The organism is Kitasatospora sp. NPDC032121 (assembly GCF_055580145.1).
The window spans coordinates 60,012-78,093 of record NZ_JBVILX010000027.1 but is presented as its reverse complement, the minus strand read 5'-3'; the positions used below and the strand labels follow the sequence as shown (position 1 = coordinate 78,093).

The 18,082-nt window shown below is 69.9% G+C and carries 16 protein-coding genes and 1 pseudogene; 6 read left to right on the top strand and 11 right to left on the bottom strand.

Features of this window, described 5'->3' with window-relative positions; translation table 11 throughout:
* Positions 1-188: 188 nt before the first annotated feature.
* Entirely contained in the window at positions 189-593 is a 405-nt protein-coding gene (locus ACZ5OX_RS36960; RefSeq protein ID WP_465636320.1) for an SgcJ/EcaC family oxidoreductase, read from the bottom strand.
* Between the two features lie 282 nt (positions 594-875).
* On the opposite strand from ACZ5OX_RS36960, the gene ACZ5OX_RS36955 reads away from it, so the two are divergent.
* Positions 876-1,181: a YciI family protein gene (locus ACZ5OX_RS36955; protein ID WP_465636318.1), complete on the top strand. Its 306-nt coding sequence runs from the start codon at positions 876-878 to the stop codon at positions 1,179-1,181.
* Between the two features lie 81 nt (positions 1,182-1,262).
* Here the strand turns inward: ACZ5OX_RS36955 and ACZ5OX_RS36950 are convergent, their stop codons facing one another.
* From ACZ5OX_RS36950 to ACZ5OX_RS36940, 3 genes are all read right to left on the bottom strand, one after another.
* The gene (locus ACZ5OX_RS36950; protein WP_465636316.1) at positions 1,263-2,270 is read right to left on the bottom strand and encodes a PP2C family protein-serine/threonine phosphatase; all 1,008 of its coding nucleotides are present in this window, start codon (positions 2,268-2,270) and stop codon (positions 1,263-1,265) included.
* Positions 2,271-2,563: 293 nt separating this feature from the next.
* Positions 2,564-5,146 carry a SpoIIE family protein phosphatase gene (locus ACZ5OX_RS36945; protein ID WP_465636315.1) on the bottom strand — a complete coding sequence of 861 codons (2,583 nt, stop codon included), beginning with the start codon at positions 5,144-5,146 and terminating at the stop codon, positions 2,564-2,566.
* A gap of 239 nt (positions 5,147-5,385) precedes the next feature.
* Positions 5,386-5,535 (bottom strand): hypothetical protein, encoded by a 150-nt coding sequence (locus ACZ5OX_RS36940; protein WP_465636313.1) that lies wholly within the window; start codon positions 5,533-5,535, stop codon positions 5,386-5,388.
* Between the two features lie 504 nt (positions 5,536-6,039).
* Between ACZ5OX_RS36940 and ACZ5OX_RS36935 the strand changes: the two genes are divergently transcribed.
* The gene (locus ACZ5OX_RS36935) at positions 6,040-6,414 is read left to right on the top strand and encodes an aggregation-promoting factor C-terminal-like domain-containing protein (RefSeq protein ID WP_465632494.1); all 375 of its coding nucleotides are present in this window, start codon (positions 6,040-6,042) and stop codon (positions 6,412-6,414) included.
* A 351-nt stretch (positions 6,415-6,765) separates the two neighbouring features.
* The gene (locus ACZ5OX_RS36930) at positions 6,766-8,832 is read left to right on the top strand and encodes a multicopper oxidase family protein (protein ID WP_465636312.1); all 2,067 of its coding nucleotides are present in this window, start codon (positions 6,766-6,768) and stop codon (positions 8,830-8,832) included.
* A 103-nt stretch (positions 8,833-8,935) separates the two neighbouring features.
* Here ACZ5OX_RS36930 and ACZ5OX_RS36925 read toward each other — a convergent pair whose 3' ends face one another.
* The 3 genes and pseudogenes from ACZ5OX_RS36925 to ACZ5OX_RS36915 form a co-directional block, all read right to left on the bottom strand.
* Positions 8,936-9,652, bottom strand: a complete 717-nt coding sequence (locus ACZ5OX_RS36925) for an SDR family oxidoreductase (RefSeq protein WP_465636310.1) — start codon at positions 9,650-9,652, stop codon at positions 8,936-8,938.
* Between the two features lie 587 nt (positions 9,653-10,239).
* Positions 10,240-11,091, bottom strand: a complete 852-nt coding sequence (locus ACZ5OX_RS36920; protein WP_465636309.1) for a hypothetical protein — start codon at positions 11,089-11,091, stop codon at positions 10,240-10,242.
* A 408-nt stretch (positions 11,092-11,499) separates the two neighbouring features.
* Positions 11,500-11,729 (bottom strand): annotated as a pseudogene (locus ACZ5OX_RS36915) (ATP/GTP-binding protein); the annotation flags it as partial.
* A 511-nt stretch (positions 11,730-12,240) separates the two neighbouring features.
* Between ACZ5OX_RS36915 and ACZ5OX_RS36910 the strand changes: the two are divergent.
* Positions 12,241-12,591 (top strand): hypothetical protein, encoded by a 351-nt coding sequence (locus ACZ5OX_RS36910; RefSeq protein ID WP_465636307.1) that lies wholly within the window; start codon positions 12,241-12,243, stop codon positions 12,589-12,591.
* Between the two features lie 460 nt (positions 12,592-13,051).
* Positions 13,052-13,216, top strand: a complete 165-nt coding sequence (locus ACZ5OX_RS36905; RefSeq protein ID WP_465636306.1) for a hypothetical protein — start codon at positions 13,052-13,054, stop codon at positions 13,214-13,216.
* Between the two features lie 56 nt (positions 13,217-13,272).
* On the opposite strand, the gene ACZ5OX_RS36900 is transcribed toward ACZ5OX_RS36905, so the two are convergent.
* Positions 13,273-14,229 carry a proline dehydrogenase family protein gene (locus ACZ5OX_RS36900; RefSeq protein ID WP_465636304.1) on the bottom strand — a complete coding sequence of 319 codons (957 nt, stop codon included), beginning with the start codon at positions 14,227-14,229 and terminating at the stop codon, positions 13,273-13,275.
* 132 nt (positions 14,230-14,361) lie between these two features.
* Here ACZ5OX_RS36900 and ACZ5OX_RS36895 point away from each other — a divergent pair, with 132 nt between their 5' ends.
* A complete protein-coding gene (locus tag ACZ5OX_RS36895) occupies positions 14,362-15,321 on the top strand; it encodes a GlxA family transcriptional regulator (RefSeq protein ID WP_465636302.1) in 960 nt (319 codons plus the stop codon).
* Between the two features lie 243 nt (positions 15,322-15,564).
* Here the strand turns inward: ACZ5OX_RS36895 and ACZ5OX_RS36890 are convergent, their stop codons facing one another.
* The 3 genes from ACZ5OX_RS36890 to ACZ5OX_RS36880 form a co-directional block, all read right to left on the bottom strand.
* Positions 15,565-16,131, bottom strand: coding sequence for an SRPBCC family protein (locus tag ACZ5OX_RS36890; protein WP_465636301.1), 567 nt, complete (start codon positions 16,129-16,131; stop codon positions 15,565-15,567).
* A 76-nt stretch (positions 16,132-16,207) separates the two neighbouring features.
* A complete protein-coding gene (locus ACZ5OX_RS36885; protein ID WP_465636299.1) occupies positions 16,208-17,554 on the bottom strand; it encodes a carotenoid oxygenase family protein in 1,347 nt (448 codons plus the stop codon).
* A gap of 56 nt (positions 17,555-17,610) precedes the next feature.
* Positions 17,611-18,051, bottom strand: coding sequence for an SRPBCC family protein (locus ACZ5OX_RS36880; protein ID WP_465636297.1), 441 nt, complete (start codon positions 18,049-18,051; stop codon positions 17,611-17,613).
* Between the last annotated feature and the right edge of the window lie 31 nt (positions 18,052-18,082).

Sequence of the window (18,082 nt, the reverse complement as noted above, 5' to 3'; positions counted from 1 at the left end):
GGGGGCCGGACAGGGACCACCGGAGTGACCCACGAGGGCCTGTGCCCGCGCGAAAGCGCGGCCACAGGCCCTCGTGCCGTTCCCCGAACGTCCGGACAGCGTGGCGGCGCTGCGCATCGGTGACGACACCGTCCGCAAGGGCGGCCGGCCAACCTCGCGGCCGACCGGAAGCTCGACGGGCAGCCGGATCAGCCCGGAGAGGGCAGGGCCGAGGAGTGGTGGTTGAGGATCAGCCACCTGCCTCCACGCAGCTCGTAGACGAAGGTGTACCGGGCGTCGACCGTCGACTTGTGGCCGTTCTTGTCGGTGAGCGTGAACTGGTAGAGACCCGTATCGACGGCGCTCGTGGGGTCCAGGACGGTGATGAACCGCTCCTGGATCTTTCCGACGGGCTTGCTCGCCAGGAACTTCGTGAAGTAGTCGACGATCCCGGCGCGACTGGTGCGGATGTCGGAGACGGTCGGCAGCAACACGGCATCGGGAGCGTAGAGGTCCGCGACACGGTTCGGGTCGCCGGTGGCCAGAGCCGCGTTCCACTTGTCGAACAGGGCGGCGATCTGTTGTTCGGTGGGGAGTTGGGTGGCACTCACCACGACACTGCGCGTAGCGGGAGGCTGAGTGCCGCTTGCGGTCCCGTACGTCGCCCCCGTTCCCGTGAACAGAGCGGCGGCCGTGAGGGCGACCGCTGCACAGTACTTGCGTCTCATGAACGCCTCCTGTGTCGTCGGTGGTCCATCAGACGGGCCCGCCCAGCGTCTCTCGGCGGAGCTGCCCATGCACCTCGAAGCGACGGGGGAGCGGCCGCGCGTTGGTCGACGCGTCTCCGAGGCTTCCTCTGTGCGACCGGATGGTTACCCAGCGCTATGATGTTGATCATGTTCATTCTTGAGCTGACCTACATCGCGCCGCTCGAGCGCATCGAAGCGGCCCACCCCGAGCACGTCGCCTGGCTCGACTCGAACTACGAATCCGGCGTCTTCATCGCATCGGGCCCCAAGGACCCCCGCGATGGTGCGGTCATCGTGGCGGTCGGTGTCGACCGGACGCAGATCGAGGACATCACCAGGAGCGACCCGTACTCGGTGGCAGGGCTGGCCGAGTACACGGTCACGAACTTCCTCCCGATGAGGACTTCGCCGGCGCTGGAGGAGTACCGGCACCAACCGCCGCCGTCCCGGTAGTCGCTCGGCCCGTGCTCCTCGTGGCGGCAGCACCCGGGAGAGGGGGTGTGCGGGCTCGCTCCGATGGAGTCGATGAACCGGTCACCGCTCCCGGCGGACGGCGAGCAGGGCCGCGTCGTCCGTCAGCCCGGAGCCGACGTACGTCCGCACGTCCAGGAGCAGTTCGTCCAGCAGGGCGTCCGGCTCCCCGTGCGGCAGGGCGGCCAGGCGCTCGGCGAGCGGGTAGAACCGGTTCGCCGCGTCCCGGGCCTCGGACACGCCGTCCGTGTAGAGCAGCAGCAGGTCGCCGCGGTCGAAGGCGAGCGACTCGGCGTGGTAGTCCCCGCCGACCAGGCCGAGCAGCGCCAGCGGCGGTGCGTCGACGGACGGCTCCACCGTGCTGACCTGACCGTCATGGCAGAGCAGCGGCGGTGGGTGTCCGCAGTTGACCACGACCGCCGGTCCCGGCGTGTCGGGGATGCTGACCAGAACCGCCGTGACGAACTCCTCGCTCGCCGGACGACGAACGAGCGCCGAGTCCAGCCGCCTGGCCACCTCCGCCAGATCCGGCTCGGCCCGCGCGGCCTCACGGAACACCCCCAGCACGTCGGCCGCAGTCTCCACCGCGGCCAAGCCCTTGCCGCACACGTCGCCGAGCAACAACCGCACCCCGTACGGGGTCGGCATCACCTCGTACAGATCCCCGCCGATCCGTGCCTCGGCCTCCGCCGCCACATAGCGCACCGCGACCGCCAGCGGCCCCATCCGCCGGGGCGCCAGGCGCAGCAGGGCACGCTGCGCGGCCTCGGCGACCGTGTGGACCCTGGCCAGTTCCTGCTCCTGGGTCATCACCACCACGACGTTGGCGCAGCTGAAGAAGGTGACCAGGACCACTGCGGCCGCCGCGGTCGCCATCACGACCGCGGGCACGGCGGCGTCGTAGGCCGCCATGGCGACGACGAGCGCGCCGGCGACCACCCCGGCCGTCAGCGGGACGGTGGCCCGGCGGGTGCCCACACCGGCCAGGACGGGGAGGGCGGCGAGTATCGGGGCGAACGTGACATCGGGCCCGCTGACGAAATCCAGCGTCACCGTGATCGCGATCAGCACATAACCACCGATCGTGACCCGGCGCGACCACCTGGGCAGGAACCGCGGCGAACGCCACGCCCTCGTGTTCGAGACATCAGCCACCGGACTGCCTTTCTGTCCCGCTCGTCCCCACAGCCGCGTCGTTTCCCCCACTCCAGTTAAACGTCTCTCCTCTCCCGGTAAACGTCTCTCCTCTCCCGGATCGACCGGCCGCGCCGCGTCGACACCTCCGGCCCGCCCGATGCGGCCCGCGCCCCGGAGCCGGACGCGCTCGGCGTGATCCGGGGAGCGCCGATGGCCGGTCGCGGTCGTCAGCCCTCGTCGGGCAGGGCCTGCTCGGTCCAGATGGTCTTGCCGTCCTCGGTGTAGCGGGTGCCCCAGCGCTCGGTGATCCGGGCGATGATGTACAGGCCGCGCCCGCCCTCGTCATCCCGGGCGGCCTGACGCAGGTGCGGCGAGGTGTGCCCGGTGTCGGAGACCTCGCAGATCAGGCTGCGGTCCCGGATCAGCCGGACCCGGACCGGCCCGGGGGCGTACCGGATCGCGTTGGTGACCAGCTCGCTGACGATCAGCTCGGTGGTGAACGCGAGCTCCGCCAGGCCCCATTCGTCCAGCCGGTCGGTGGCCAGGCGACGCGCCCGGGCGACCGCCGCCGGGTCGGGCACCAGCTCCCAGTCGGCGATTTGCCCGGCGTCGAGCCGGCGGGTGCGGACCAGCAGCAGGACGGCGTCGTCGTCCACCGGCCCGGGGAGCAGGGTCGCCAGCGCCTCGTCGCACAGGCTCTCCAGCGGCCGGTGCAGCCCGGCCAGCGTCTCGGCGAGCCCGCGCCGGCCGTCGACGCTCTCCACCAGGCCGTCCGTGTACAGGGCGATCAGGCTGCCGGCCGGCAGGTTCAGCTCGGCGTGCTGGAACGGCGGGCCGCCCAGCCCCAGCGGCCGCCCGGCCGGCAGCTCCGCGTAGCGGACGCCGCCTGCCGGGTCGGCCACGACGGGCGGCGCGTGGCCTGCCCGGGCCAGGCTGCACCGGCCGTCGACCGGGTCGTACACCGCGTACAGGCAGGTCACGCCGCCGCCGCGCGGGCTGCCCTGGCCGTTCTCCTCGCGCACCACGTCGTCCAGGCGGGCGAGCAGTTCGTCCGGATCCAGGTCCATCCGGGCCAGCACCCGGACGCCGACGCGCAGCCGGCCCATCGCGGCGGCGGCCCGCAGACCGTGGCCGAGTACCTCGCCGACCACCAGGCCGACCCGGCTGCCGGACAGCGGGATGACGTCGTACCAGTCCCCGCCCACCCCGGAGCGGGTGTCGGCCGGCAGGTAGCGGCTGGCCGACTCGACCGCGCTCAGCGCCGGCAGCCGATGCGGCAGCAGGCTGCGTTGCAGCCGCAGCGCCGCGGTGTGCTCCCGGGTGACCACCGGCATCAGCGCCGCGCCGATCAGCAGCGCGCCCAGCCCCAGTACGGTCACCCCGCCGACCTGGCCGAGCAGCGGCAGCCGGAGGGAGGTCGCGCCGTAGCCGGGGGCGGCGTAGACGTGGAAGGCGGCGTAGCAGAACAGGAACAGCATGATCAGCCCGCCGATCCCGGGCAGCACGCCCTTGAACAACAGGTCCCGGCGGCTGCGGGTGAGTACCCGGCGGTAGTACCAGACGCAGGCGAAGCCGGTCAGACCGTAGTAGAAGGCGATCGCCAGGCCCACCGAGCCGATGGAGTCGGCCAGCACGTTGCGGCTGACCGAGGTGAGCAGCACCAGGAAGGCGATCGACACCAGCCCCATGCCGACGGTCGACCAGGTCGGGGTCAGGAACCGGCGGTGCAGCCGGGCGAAGCCGGACGGTACGGTCTTGTGCGCGGCCATCGAGAAGACGGTGCGGGCGGTCGGCAGGATGGTGGTCTGGGTGGAGGCGACCGCCGAGGTCAGCACCATCAGGATCAGCAGTTTGGTGAGTGCGTGGCCGAGCCCGGCGGTGCCGAACACCGCCCCGCCGAGGCCGGAGAGCACGTCTCCGGAGTTGTCCGGGTTGGCCAGCCCGATGCCCGTGGTGCCGACTCCGGCGAAGGCCTGCGCCGAGGTGGCGACCAGACCGTAGATGCCCAGCAGCAGCACGGTGGACAGCACGGCGGCCCGCCCGGGGGTGTGCCGGCTGTCCGCGGTCTCCTCGTTGACGGTGAGCGCGGTGTCCCACCCCCAGTAGATGAACACCGCGGCGAGCACCCCGGTGGTCAGCGCCTGGGGGGAGGGGACGTTCAGCGGATTGAACCAGGAGGCGGAGACGTGCGCCGCGGTCGGTGGGCCGTCGGTGTAGACCTTGACCAGGGCGGTGACGGCGAGAAGCAGCAGGACCGCGACCTCCAGGCAGAGCAGCCAGCGCTGCACGGCCGCCGACACCTCGATGCCGACGTAGCAGACCGCCGTCATCAGGGCGATCCAGACCACCCCGGCCACGGTGGTCCATGTCCGGCTGGTCGCCAGCGACTCCAGCCCGACCAGCCGGAAGCCGTAGATGCCGGCGATCTCGGCCAGGTTCGCCATCGCGATCACGTCGGCGACGATCAGGCCCCAGCCGCCCATCCAGCCGGCTCGTGGGCCGAATGCGCGGGTGGCCCAGGTGAAGGTCGTCCCGCAGTCGGCGTCGACGGCGTTCAGTTCCCGGTAGGCGTACGCGATCAGCAGCATCGGCACGAACGCCAGCATGGTGATGATGGGGGCCTGCAGTCCCACCCCGGCCACGATCACTCCGAGCGTCGCCGCCAGGCTGTATGCGGGCGCGGTCGAGGAGATCCCGATCGCCACCGACGAGAACAGCCCCAGGGCGCCCGATCTGAGCCCCTTCTCACCGGGGCCGGGCCCGGGTGCGAGCGGCGTGGCGGACTCGGCGGGGCGAGGGGAGCTCTTCACACCAGTTACCCACTCCGCGTCTCGCGGCGGCAAGCCTTGCGATCACCATTCTTCCCGCCCGCCGGGAGGGCCGCCAGACGGGCTCGACGCGCGGCGCGGCGGGCGGCCATGGCCCGGATGCGCGATTCCCGGGCCGGGCCGCGCACCGGGTGGGGCCGAGCCGAGAAGGCCGTGGACCCGGGCAGGGAGCCGAAGGAGCCTGACCAGACGGAAGCGGGGCGCGGGGGGAGCGGGACCCGTCACGAGCCGCGGGCCAGGACGAGCGGGTCCGGCGTGTCGCCGTCGGGGACAGCGGCCTCTTCGGCAGGTGCCACGAGCGCCTTCTGCCCGAACGCGAGGGTGTCCGGCTCTTCGTCGGCGCCGGCTTCCCGGCCCGGGCGCGAGCGCATCGAGCCGGCTGTGCCGGGGGAGTGGTCGCGCGTGTGACGCCGGTCTCGGTCGGAGGGGGATCGTCCGCACTCAGAGCGTCGGCGGCAGTTCGGTCAGTGACCGATAAACAGGACAAACCATGACATAAACCGTGAGCCCACTCACACCGGAAAAGGTCCACGACGGACGATAGCGGCCGTGCACTGCCGCCGCCCACGAGCCCGACCGCGACATCTGCGCAGCTCAGCGCGTTGGCCGACCGCGCAACCCGCCCTGCGGACCAGCGCCGTCCGCCCATGGCTACGACGGCAGGTCGTAGCGAGGGGGTCTTGTCGGCGACCGGCCCCGCCTGGCAACAATTGCTGCATCAAGCCACACCGGCACCTGTCCCGCCGGTGAACGGCCTACCGCCAAGCCACGCCCCGCGACCGTTACGGCCCCTGTCCGGCCACGGTCCAAAACGGGGAGTGACTCGGCCCAACCCGATTGAGGTCTGGTTCTACATGCCCGCTTTCAAGCTCCGTATGCGTACCTCTGCCGCGATTCTTGCCGGCGCCGCCGGTGTGACCGCCCTGGGTGCCGCCGTGGTCCCCGCGGTCGCCTCGGCCGCCGACGCCTCCCCGCAGGCCCTCGCCGCCCAGATCGTGCCGGCGGACCAGCTGGCGTCGTTCAGCCAGATCATTTCCCACGAGTCCGGCTGGAACGTGACCGCGACCAACCCGAGCTCGGGCTCGTACGGACTGGGCCAGGCACTGCCGGCCTCCAAGATGGCCTCCGCCGGCGCCGACTGGAAGACCAACCCGTCCACCCAGATCAAGTGGGCGCTGGACTACATGAACACCCGCTACGGCAGCCCGAACGCCGCCTGGAACTTCTGGCAGTCCCACCACTGGTACTAAGCCGACCCATCGGCCGTCGGCAACACACCCGCGACCTTGACCACCCTCCCCGTCACCCCGGGGGCCGGACAGGGACCACTGGGATGATCCGAGAGGGCCCGTGCCCGCGCGATCCGCGTGGCACGGGCCCTCTCGCGGCCGTACGGACCCTCCGAGTGGATCCCCGAGACCGGCTTCCCTCACTGCCGATCGCTCCGCGAGGCGCGGGGAGATCAGCTTCCTTCACCGGAAGGAAGATCTGCCACTGCGGCAATAGTCCGGCAATAGTCCAATGATCGGACTTTAGGGGGTGTGGCATGTCGACCGGCAGAAATGGCGCCGTGCTCCATATCGCGCGCATACCATTCGGGCGTGATCAAGGATACCGGTCCTCTGGAGAATTCGCAGGCTGCTGATGTCGCCGAGAATTCTCTGCCGAGTCGACGCAAGCTGCTCGGGACCGCGGTCGCGGCAGTCGGTTCCGTGGGTTTTGCCGGCGCACTTGCGAACGGGCATGCCTACGCGGTCAATTCTCCGTCCGGCCCGGGTGCTCTTCGAGTCGGTCGGCGCCATCCGCATCCTTCGCGGCCGTCGGGAGGCGCGCTCGATCCGTCGTCCGTACCCAAGTACCGGACGCCGCTGTTTCTTCTCGGTGAAATGCCCAGCGAGGGCCGGGACTCCTACCGCATCGCGATCCGTCAGTTCCGACAGCAAATGCTGCCGAGCGGGATGCCGGCCACCACGGTCTGGGGTTACGGAGCCGTGGGCCACCAGTGGTCATTCCACACGCCGGGCCCGACCATCGAAGCCCGTGTGGATCGGCCGATCTCCGTGACGTGGGTCAACGACCTCGTCACCTCGCGCGGCCTCCATCTGCCCCATCTGTGCGCTGTGGACCCCACGTTGCACTGGGCGAACCCTCCTGGCGGAAGGGCCGGACGTGATTCGCGGCCCACCTTCTCGACCACTCCCGGGCCGTACACGGGACCGGTGCCCATCGTGACCCATCTGCACGGTGGGTACAGCCGGGAAGAGAGTGACGGATATCCCGAAGCCTGGTACCTGCCGGCATCTCGTGACATCCCTCGCGACCATGCCCGCGTAGGCACCTATTACGACCGGTTCGCCGAGCAGTTCCGCGACCGTTGCGGCGTCCGCTGGCGCCCCGGGTCGGCAACATGCGCGTACGACAATGACCAGCGCCCCGCAACCCTCTGGTACCACGACCACACTCTGGGCATGACCCGGGTGAATGTCTACGCGGGCCTTGCCGGTTTCTACCTGCTGCGAGGAGGACCTGCCGATCTCCCCTCGGGAGTACTTCCCGGGCCGGCCCCGGGGCAAGGCGGTGCGCACGGTCCTCACCCCTACGAAATCCCCCTGGTGGTCCAGGACAAGTCCTTCAATGCGGACGGGTCGATTTTCTTCCCCAGCAGTCGCGGATACTTCGGGGACACCCCGCCGGATGGTCCCTGGATCCCCGACACCGATATTCCGCCGATCTGGAACCCGGAGTTCTTCGGCACCACGATGGTCGTCAACGGGAACACCTGGCCGGTACTCGACGTGGAACCGCGGCGGTACCGTCTGCGCATCCTCAACGCGAGCAACGCCCGTACTCTCATCCTGAAGATCGCGGCTGACGCCACAGCCCCCCGCCCCGTCAGCCCCGCATTGCCCTTCTGGCAGATCGGAAACGACCAGGGATTCCTGCCGGCCCCGGTCCAGTCGGACCGACTCCTGCTGGCCCCCGCAGAACGCGCCGACGTGGTGGTCGACTTCACCGGCACCCCGGTCGGCACCGGGCTCTACCTGATCAACGAAGGCCCGGACGAGGCGTACGGCGGCGGCGCGCCGGTCACCGACTTCACGCCGGCGGACATCACGACCACGGGGCAGGTCATGAAATTCACTGTCGTCCCCCTCGCCTCCACCGACACCAGTGTCCCGCCGTCACGGATCGTGCTCCCTCCGATCCCGGCGCTTCCCGAGAGCCGGACGGTCCGGAAGCTGTCACTCAACGAAGAGGACTCCGCGTACTTCACCGGCGCGCCCACGATGGCCATGCTCGGCACAGTTGCGCCAAGTGGCTCGGCCACCCCGCTCCTGTGGTCGGACCCGGTCACCGAGACGCCGGTGAAGGACGACACCGAAATCTGGGAACTGTACAACTTCACCCCCGACGCGCACCCCGTCCACATCCATCAGATCGGATTCCAGGTCCTCGACCGCCAAGCCATCACGGGCGGCGCACTGGCACCCCCGCAGCCGGGGGAAGGCGGATACAAGGACACCGTGATCGCATTGCCGGGCAATATCACCCGCCTCAAGGTTCGCTTCGGCATTGCGGGACAGTACGTCTGGCACTGTCACATCATCGACCATGAGGACAATGAAATGATGCGGCCGTTGCACGTACGTGATCAGAGCGGCCGTTGAGGTCCTTTCAGCGGCGGCGGGGTGAAGGAATCGGGAGCCTGCGACCGGCTGCCCTGGTGACTGCGGTGCGCGTCTCCTGAGCACCCGTCAGCCGTGGACACGGTCAGCGGACGGACGCTCCGCCGTCCACGGTGAGCAGGGCGCCGTTGACGTAGGAGGCCGCGTCGGACACGAGGAAGGCCACGGCCTCGGCGACCTCGCCGGGCAGGCCGACCCGGCCGGCGGGGGTCATGGCGAGGAGGTCGCTGCGATCCTCATCGGCGAGCGATCGGCAGCAGGGTGACCGCGCCGGCGCCCGGCAGCGAACCGCCGGGAGCACCTCCAGATCGCCCATCGAGGCGCCCTTGCCGAACGGCGCGGGCACGTCCGCCGGGTTGAGCCGCAGTCCGGGCTTCGGGTCCGGCCTGCCGTCCGCCCGCTGGAGGAACGACGTCCCGTAGCCGAAGGCCGTGTTGTTGGGGTCGTACCCGGAGGTCCCGATGGTGGTCTCGACCTTGGATAGCGCCATTCCGGCGTAGTCCGCGTTGTGGTGGAAGCCGAACCGACTGGTGTCGAAGAAGCGGGTGCCCCGGGGGGAGAGCCCGTAGCCGTTGTTGGTGTCCATCACGAAGGTGCCGTTCGCGAGGCAGGCCTTGTTCAGGTCACCGCCCGACAGCACCCCACCGACCGCGGCGCCCGCCGCCGCCTGGCCCGTCGCCCGGTCGGCGAGGCGGTCGCGGAAGGACAGCAGCATCGTGCCGTTCGTCTCGAAGCCGACCTCGCCCAGCTCCGGCTGGGCACGGTAGCCGGAGCAGGTCTGGCCGTTCTGCGTGGTGCCCAACTGGCCACGCGGAAGGTCAACTCATCAACGTGGACGCCGTCTTCGCGACCCACCACGAGACCCTGGAAACCTGTCGGATCGACCTGTGGTGGACCGCCGAGTCCGAGGACGACGAGGAAGACGAGTAGGCATCACGCGAGTGTGGCACCTCTGTCGCCCCGACAGAGGTGCCACACCCTGTGGACGGACCGACTCCTGAACGATCCCAGGTCGTTCAGGAACAGCCGTCACAGACCCACTTGGCCATCCGCAACCGTCTGTGAGAGCACGGCGAACGCCCCGACAAGTGGGGACCGCTCAGCTGGGAGGGCAATCAGGTCGAACGCTGCCTCGAAGCCCTGAGCCAGCCGGCCTTTGACGACCACGTCGACACCGAACACCGTCCGGCCACCGAGATCGCCGACGAGATCCTCACCCGTACCAGGCGTCAACCGGCAGCCTGACCAACACCGAAGGCCGGGCCGAAGCATCACGCTCCGACCCGGCCCTCGGGGGTGATAGGCGAGGAGGCCCGCGATCAGCCTCCGCAGCCTCCCGTCTGGTCGCCCACCTGGTATCTTCTGGCCCTCGCGCCCGAACCTGGGCGATCAGCTGTTCTTGAGCTTGTCCTGGAACGCCGAGTAGTCGATGACGCTGTCCGCCGGGGGCGCCGTCACGGTGACCGGCTTGTTGAAGTCGGTGAAGTCCATGCGGCCGGGGTCGCTTGCGGAGTAGCGATCGACCCAGATCACGTACGGCTGACCCTCGGTGGCAACGTTGAGGTCGGTGTACCCGGTCCCGGTCTCGTCCGCGACCCTGATACCGAAGGTCTCGATCTTGGCCTCGTGGAGGACCCCGCCCTTGGTGACCTTGGTCGGCTTGCTGTCACCCTGGGTGAACATATCCATCAAGCCACACACGCGATTGACCATCCCCTTGAGGGCCTCATCATCCTGCGCCGCCAGATAGCGGCCCTTGAAAAGCTGAGCCATCACCGGACCGGCCTTCGGGTTGCCCGCCTTGGCAGCGATGGTCTTCCAGTAGGCGCTGTCCGGCTTGATCCAGAGCCCAGTCGCGCTGCGCAGGATCTCGACCTCCCCCTGCATGGCTATGGTCACAGAGCCGGCACAGTTCTCCTTCCTGTCCACCGCGAGGTGCTGGGGCGCCACCGTCATGCCGTCGATCACTACCTTGCCGTCGAGCTTCACCGAGGTGAGCCCGGCCATCGCGCCCCTCGCCTTCTCCAGGATCTGCTCCCCGCTGAGCGCGTCGATCGCGCCCGTGGGCTCGGCACCGGCGGACGGCGCGGTGGAGACGGACGGCGCGGTGGAGACGGACGGCGCAGTGGAGGCGGGGGCCGCTGGAGCGGCGGACTTGCCCGTGCTACTGCCGCAGGCAGTGGCCCCGGTGGCCAGGACCACGCAGACGACGGCGGACTGGACAAGACGCTTGGAGAGCATGGGACTTCCCTCTTGCTGAAGTAATCAGGCACACCGGCACGCCGAGGTGTGCGGCAATGAGAGAAGTATGCAGCCAAACAGATCGTAAAGTCAGACCCAACTTATAGGCATGAACCTGACCGGCCCGAGGATCGGATAACCAAAGGCTTACCCGAAACCGATGTCAAAACAGTGAAATGCCAACTTTTTGAATCGACATCAGGCGATATCTACCAATACAGGCGATCCCGATCCTGTTCACCACTCTGGAGATCCTGGTCGAGCGCGCCCCCTAGCCCCGATCAGGCGCCGCGTCGGCCGTGAGGGCCTCTCCAACCCTGAGGTTTGAGGGGGTGTAGTTCGGATGTGGGTTGGTTGTGGGCTGGGGGCTTCGCGGGTTTTGTGAGTGTGGTGGCCGGTGCCCTGCCTTCACCGGGCTTGCTTGCGGGCGTGGGGGCCGGGTGCGGGGTGGGTTTCCGCGAGGTGGTCCAGGCGCACCAGGTCGAGGTGGTTTTGGTGATGCGTTCGGTGCCGTCGAGGATCGCGGCCAGGGCGGCTCCGCGGATGAGGCGGGCGAGACTGCCGATACGCCCGGCGGTGCGCTGGTGGAGGTAGGGGGCGTGGCGGGGCAGGGTGCCGGGCCGGTGGCGTTTGAGGTCAGCCGGCCGCGGCGGCGCGGGGGTGACGGCCAGCAACTACCACCTGGCGCCGCCGGTGGTCACCACCACGCTGCAGCTGCTCTACGACCACGGTGCCGGCGCGGACGCCGACGCGACACCCCCACCACGCGATGCCGGCCGGGCCCAAAGACCAGCCCCACCGAACCCAGCCCCCCACCCAACCGCCGTCCCCAGCCCCGGGACACGGCATAGGCCGGCTCATGGCGCGGCCGGCCGAGTGGCGGGGCGCGTCCTTGGCTGTACTCCCAAGGTCGGTCCGCCTGTCTCCCAACAAGGCTCGCGGCCGTGAAGCATTGCCGGTGGCAGGGGAGGAGTGCCGTGGCGTGGCCGGGCTGGGCCGCTAGCTGCGCCGCGGTCTGCTTGTCTCCGGTGCCGGGGCGGTGGTAGCCCGGAGACCGAGACGACGGCTCATCACCGCTTTTGACACCGGCCCTGGGGGAGTTGGTTCGTTTCGTGTCCACTGGGTGGTGTGGTGGTGGATGATCGCGGTGTGAGTACGTGGTGGGAGACGCGCCGTACGGCCAGGTTGGCGGAGGTGGCGTACGCGCTGGAGTTCTTCGGTGCCGAGCCGGTGGAGGACCCCGGTGTCGGTGAACTCGCCGCCGTGGCCGAGGTCTTGGCGGGGGAGTACCGCGCCAGCGACCGTGGCTACGCGATACACCGTGCCGGTGACCTGTTGGACCGGGCCGCCACCGCCCTCCACGCCGCCGACCGCCTGCGCGGCACCCTCCTCCCGGTGGTCAGCCACCACCTGCGCCGCGCGGCCGTGGCCCTGGACGACGCCCGCGCCCGCCTACTCGAGCGCCCCACTCCCTCCACCTCGCCCCTCCCGCCCACCTGATTCACAACGGGGTCCGCGATGCCGGCCGCATCGTCAGCCGGGCCCTGGCCCAGTGGCACCCGCCAGGGCCGGGAGACCAGCCATGCCACCAGCTCGCGTTTGGTCGGGACCGGCAGCATCAGCGGGCCCAAGTCCACTGCGGAGCGGGCCTGTACGCACTCGGGGCACTCCAGCCGGTCCGGCCGCGTCGGCGGCGTGGCTGATGTCCTCGCCCGCTGCGGGTAGCCAACTACGGAACTTGACCGACGGCGGTGCCTCAGTGATCGCGGAACTCCGCCCACGAGGACGAACCACACGTAGTCGCCGATGTCGGTGCTCTGGGGGTGCTCGGACGGTGGCGGTACGTAGCGGCGGGTCGCGGTGCAGGTCACCACCTGCTCGGTGCCCCCCTGCACTCCCAGCGCAGCAACGAGGAACTGCTGCGCCTGGAGCGCCCGTTCGCGGGTTGGCAGGATAGAGCTTGCCGGACCCGCTGGACCCGGACCCGCTGGACCCGGAGCTGCTCGACGCCCTCTCCGCGGCCTCGAAGGCCAACGCCTTCCTCGACCAGCTTGACCGGGCGATCCTGCCCGGCAAAGAGATCCACGTCGTGCTCGACAACGGCTCCTCCCACACCGCCAGATAAGGCTGCCTGACCAACGCCCCTCAACGAACACACGGCGGCGTTCGTCCAGATCGGGTTCATGCGGCGGCGTCGACGAGGGCTTGGAGCAGGCGCTGGGGGTCTTCGGCGAGTCGGTTGCAGACGTAGAGCCACCATTCCGTGCCGAAGACGACGTACTCGCGGGTGGGGTGGCCGCGCTCGGCCATGGCGTCGAGGCGGTCGGGCCCGAGGCCGAGGAGGGTTTCGAACTCCCAGGGGGCGCAGTCCTGGTTCTTCCTGCCGACGTAGTGGTCGATACGGTCGATCAGATCCCAGTCGTGGGTGGCGAAGGAGCACAGGTGGCCCGAGTCGACCAGCTGCTCCGCGTACTTCAGGTAGGCAGCGGTCAGAGCCGGGGCTTCCCGCCGGTGGGCGATGGTCTCGGGTTCGAGGAAGGCGCCCTTGACCAGGCGGATGCGGCCGGGACGGGTGAGCAGTTCCGGTAGATCGTCCGCGGTGCGGTGCAGGCGTGCCTGGACGGTGATGCCCACGTGGTCGAAGCGCTCGCACAGCGTGCGGTGCAGGGCCAGCACCGCGTCGGTACGGTCGGAGCCTTCGGCTGAGATCATCATCTCCCGCCCGGTGGCGGCGGTGGCCTGGGCGATGCGGGAGGCGTTGGTCAGGGCGAGCTCTGCGTCGACGGCGAGGCCGATGTGGGACAGGTCGAGGGAGATTGAGCACTCGGGCGGCAGGAGCCGGGCGGCGGCGAGGAACGTGCCGGTCTCTTCGACAGCGCGCTGCGGGTCGCGGCAGCTCTCGCCCATGTACTCGACGTTCACGCGGTGGCCGGCGGCCAGGATCTGCTGCGCGCGGTCCAGGGCGTCGGGGAGGGTTTCGCCGGCCACGTACCGCCGGGCGACTTTGCGGGCCAAGGGGCCCAAAACGGGGTCGCCGGGGATGCGCCACTTCAGCTCCTCGTCGAGCGCCAGTGTGCGCAGGACCTGGGCCGCCTGTGACGAGAGGGCGGCGTTGGTGGTGTGCGTGTGCGTGGTCATCCGGTGCCTAGCTGTTCGCGTGGTGGGGGGAAACGCCTGCGAGCCTTCCAGGGCGGGGCACCCGATGGGAGTGGCAGAAACGACGGATAGGCTGAAGTTCCTGCCACCGTCGTGAGAGGAGATCGGGAGCCCGTGCTTCGCGATGTCGCCGTCCTGGCCCTCCAAGGCGCCCACGCCTTCGAGTTGGGTGTGTTCTGCGAGGTCTTCGGCATCGACCGCGGCGACGATGCGCTCCCCGTCTACGACTTCGCTCTCGTCTCAGGAACCGGCGACAGCGTGCCGATGCGGCACGGCTTCGATGTGCGGACCCGGCACGGCCTGGAGCGACTGGCCTCGGCGGACCTCATCTGCATCCCGGCCTACGACCTGCACGTGCGGCAGCCGGACCACCTGACCGAGGAGCTACGGGCCGCCGTCGAGCGCGGCGCCCGCGTCCTGAGCATCTGCACCGGGGCCTTCCTGCTCGGCGAGGCCGGGTTGCTGGACGGGCGGCGCTGCACCACCCACTGGCGCTACACCGACGAACTCGCCCGCCGCCACCCGCGCGCCCGGGTCGAGTCGGACGTGCTCTACATCGACGAGGACCCGGTCATCACCGGCGCTGGCACCGCCGCCGGCGTCGACACCTGCCTCCATCTGATCCGCAAGGAACACGGCAGCGCCGTCGCCAATGCGATCGCCCGCCGCATGGTCGCGCCCCCGCACCGCGATGGTGGCCAGCGCCAGTACCGCGAACGCCCCCTTCCTCGGCACGGGACCGGTTCCCTCGCCCCCGTCCTGGCCTGGATCGAAGCCAACCTCGACCAGGACCTGACCGTCGAGGCAATGGCCCGCCACGCCCGTCTCTCCCCGCGGACCTTCGCCCGCCGTTTCCGGCAGGAGACCGGGACCACCCCGTTGCAGTGGCTCACCGGGCAGCGCGTCCTGCTCGCCCAGCATCACCTGGAGACCACGGACGAGCCGGTCACCGCCGTCGCCCACCGCACGGGCTTCGGCAGCATCGACACCCTCCGCCACCACTTCGCCCGGCGCCTCGGCACGACGCCGCAGGCCTACCGGCGCACCTTCGGGGCCCCACCCACCAGCGGATGACCCGCCCAAGTCCACAGCCTGCGCAAGGTCTGCGCAGTGTTGTCGGTTCTCGGGTTCTGGGGGTCTGCAAAAAGAAGAACGGCTCTGTCCCGTCATCGGTGGTAGCGCTGTGTAGTGATCATTGGAGGAGGATGCGGTGGCGCCCTTCAGACCCACGCGCGGAAGTCAGTAACGCCAGGTGCGCCGCGCGGGATGGCACGGCGCTGCTCTGGTCAAGCAAATGGTTCGGCGTAGGTCAGCCGGCTACCGGGTTTCGGCTTCGTGCTTGAGGTTGGTGAGCCAGTTGTGCAGGGAGTTGTCGAGGGCGGCTTGCAGGGCGGCCTGGTCGGCGGTGACGGGTTCTCCGGTCCAGGATTCCTCGGTGTGGACGAGGACGCCGTCGCGGGTGGGGGTGAAGGTCCAGACGTGGACGGCGGTGATGCCCCGGGCCGGGCCGCCCCAGGCGAGGCGCTTGCCGGGCTCGACCTGCTTGACGGTGGAGGTGATGTCGAGGCCTTCGGTGCTCCCGCGGAACGTCGAGCCGGGGCGCAGTCGGCCGGGGGTGTCCTTGGTGACGGTCTCGACGTTGGGCTGCCAAGTGGGCCAGTTCTCGACATCGGTCTGGATGTTCCAGACGGTGTGCAGCGGGGCGTGGATGAGGATGTCGGCGCGGGTGATGACCGGGGCCTGTTCGTTGATCTGCACGTCGGTGCGGTGGGCGGCCGCTGCGGCGGGTGTCGGGCCGGTGGTGAGGGCGGATGCGGCGGTGGGTGCGGTGAGGAGGAGGGTGAGGGCGAGGGCAGCGGTGGTGGCCGCGGCGGGTGCGCGCATGGCAGTGCTCTTTCCTTGGAGGGGTTGAAGGCCCTGGGGAGCGGTGGCGTCCCTGGGGTCGGCTGCTCGGGTGGGATCAGAGGTTGGTGTCGGGGATCCAGGAGCCGTGGATGCCGCCGGTGACGCGGCGCGGGAGGTGGACGGTGGCGACCCTGTCGAGGTCGGCGGCGTCCAGGACCAGGAGCTGGGAGGCGTCCTGCTTGAGGTCGGAGACGACGGTGAGCAGGTAGCCGTCGTCCTCGCGGGTGGCGCCGGTGGCGGGGACGAAGACCGCTTCGCTGGGCAGTCGGGCGTCGCCGGCCTGATGGATGCGGCGCTCGCCGGTGGTGCGGTCGTACTTGACGATGCCGTAGCCGCCGAAGCCCTGCTGGTCGGGGAAGGAGACGGCGTACTGGTAGCGGTGCTCGGCGCCGAGGAAGTCCTCGTTGAGGGTGGGGAACTCGACGGCGAGGTCGTCGATGACCTGTTCGTCGACCCGTCCCGTGGTCAGGTCGATGGTCCAGCGGCGGTTGTAGGAGCGGGTGTTGGGCTCGGTGCCGCGGCCGGGGGAGCCGACCCACCAGTTCCAGGAGAGCTGGAAGCCCTCGCGGTCGACGGTGGGGCCCTCCAGGACAATGCGGCCGTGGGCGTCCTCGTAGGCGTTGGCGGCGTGGAGCATGTTGCCGGGTTCGATCGGGAACCAGCGGATCTTGTCGGCGCCGTGCGGGCCGCGCGGCATGACGCCGACGCGGGCCGGCTGCGCGTCCTGCCAGGAGTAGGGGATGCCGGAGTGCTCGGCGGGGTCGAAGGTGACGGCGCCTTCGACGAAGACCACGTGGTGGCGGGTGATCGCGAAGTCGTGCTTGAGGGAGGCGGTGGCGCCGGGGACCTCGGCGCTGTGGGTGATGTGCCCGTCCGCGTCGGCCGTGTAGTAGAGCAGGTAGGGCGGAAAGGGCGAGGAGCCGAAGAAGTGCAGTTCGCCGGTGACGGGGTCGCTCTTGGGGTGGGCGGTCATGGCGCTGCGCAGTTTGCCGTCGAAGTCGTAGGGGCCGACGGTGTCGAGGTGGGGGGTGAGTTCGAAGGGGAAGTTGGCCTCGCACAGGGCCAGCAGGCGTCCGGCGTGCTCGATGACGTGGGTGCCTGCGGTGCTCGCCGTCATGTCGGGGCCGTGCTCGGTCAGGTAGGGGGCGCCGTCCAGGGCGGGGGTGCGCACCCAGCGGTTGCGGTACCACTCGGCGCGGCCCTCACGCAGCCGGATGCCGTGGACCATGCCGCTGCCCTTGAACCAGTGGGCGGGGGTGACGCCGGGCTTGGGGTTGTGGCTGTTGCGGATCAGACGACCGGTCAGCTCGGGCGGCAGGGTGCCCTCGACGGTCAGCTCGGTGGCGGTCAGTTCGTCGACGGCGGGGGTGTAGTGGCCCAGCAGGTAGGGCTTGTCGGTCATGATCGAGTCCTCGTGTTCCTCTGTGCGGCGATACCGCCGGAAGTGGTTTCAGGTGGTCAGGAACGCTTCTCGGCACGGCTCTTGAGGCAGGTGAGCCAGTCCTCCAGCGAGGTGCGCAGGGCGCGGCCGAGTTGGTCGGCGGCGGCGTCGACGGGGGCTCCGCTCCAGGACTCCTCGGTGTGGACGGTGACCCGGTCGCCGGTCTGCTCGAAGGTCCACACGTGGATGCCTTCGATGCCGTTCGCGGGACCGCCCCAGGCGATCCGGGCGCCGGGCACGAGTTCGTGGACGGTGGAGGTGATGTCCAACCCATGGGTGCGCCAGGTGAAAGAGGCGCCTTCGGCGAGCGGGCCCTCCAGGCGGGCCTGGTCGACGTCGGTGTTCCAGACGGGCCAGTCGTCGATGGCGGTGTGCAGGGACCAAACGGTCTCCAGCGGGGCGTCGATCTCGATGGACAGGCGGACGATGACGGGTGCGTTCTCGTCGATGGTGAGCACGGCGGTTCCTTTCGATGTGGGGTGCAAAGGG

Coding starts and splice junctions, on each gene's coding strand:
- ACZ5OX_RS36955 (WP_465636318.1), top strand. CDS start 876: ATGTTCATTCTTGAGCTGACCTACATCGCGCCGCTCGAGCGCATCGAA.
- ACZ5OX_RS36940 (WP_465636313.1), bottom strand. CDS start 5,535: ATGCGCTCGCGCCCGGGCCGGGAAGCCGGCGCCGACGAAGAGCCGGAC.
- ACZ5OX_RS36935 (WP_465632494.1), top strand. CDS start 6,040: ATGCGTACCTCTGCCGCGATTCTTGCCGGCGCCGCCGGTGTGACCGCC.
- ACZ5OX_RS36920 (WP_465636309.1), bottom strand. CDS start 11,091: ATGCTCTCCAAGCGTCTTGTCCAGTCCGCCGTCGTCTGCGTGGTCCTG.
- ACZ5OX_RS36900 (WP_465636304.1), bottom strand. CDS start 14,229: ATGACCACGCACACGCACACCACCAACGCCGCCCTCTCGTCACAGGCG.
- ACZ5OX_RS36890 (WP_465636301.1), bottom strand. CDS start 16,131: ATGCGCGCACCCGCCGCGGCCACCACCGCTGCCCTCGCCCTCACCCTC.
- ACZ5OX_RS36885 (WP_465636299.1), bottom strand. CDS start 17,554: ATGACCGACAAGCCCTACCTGCTGGGCCACTACACCCCCGCCGTCGAC.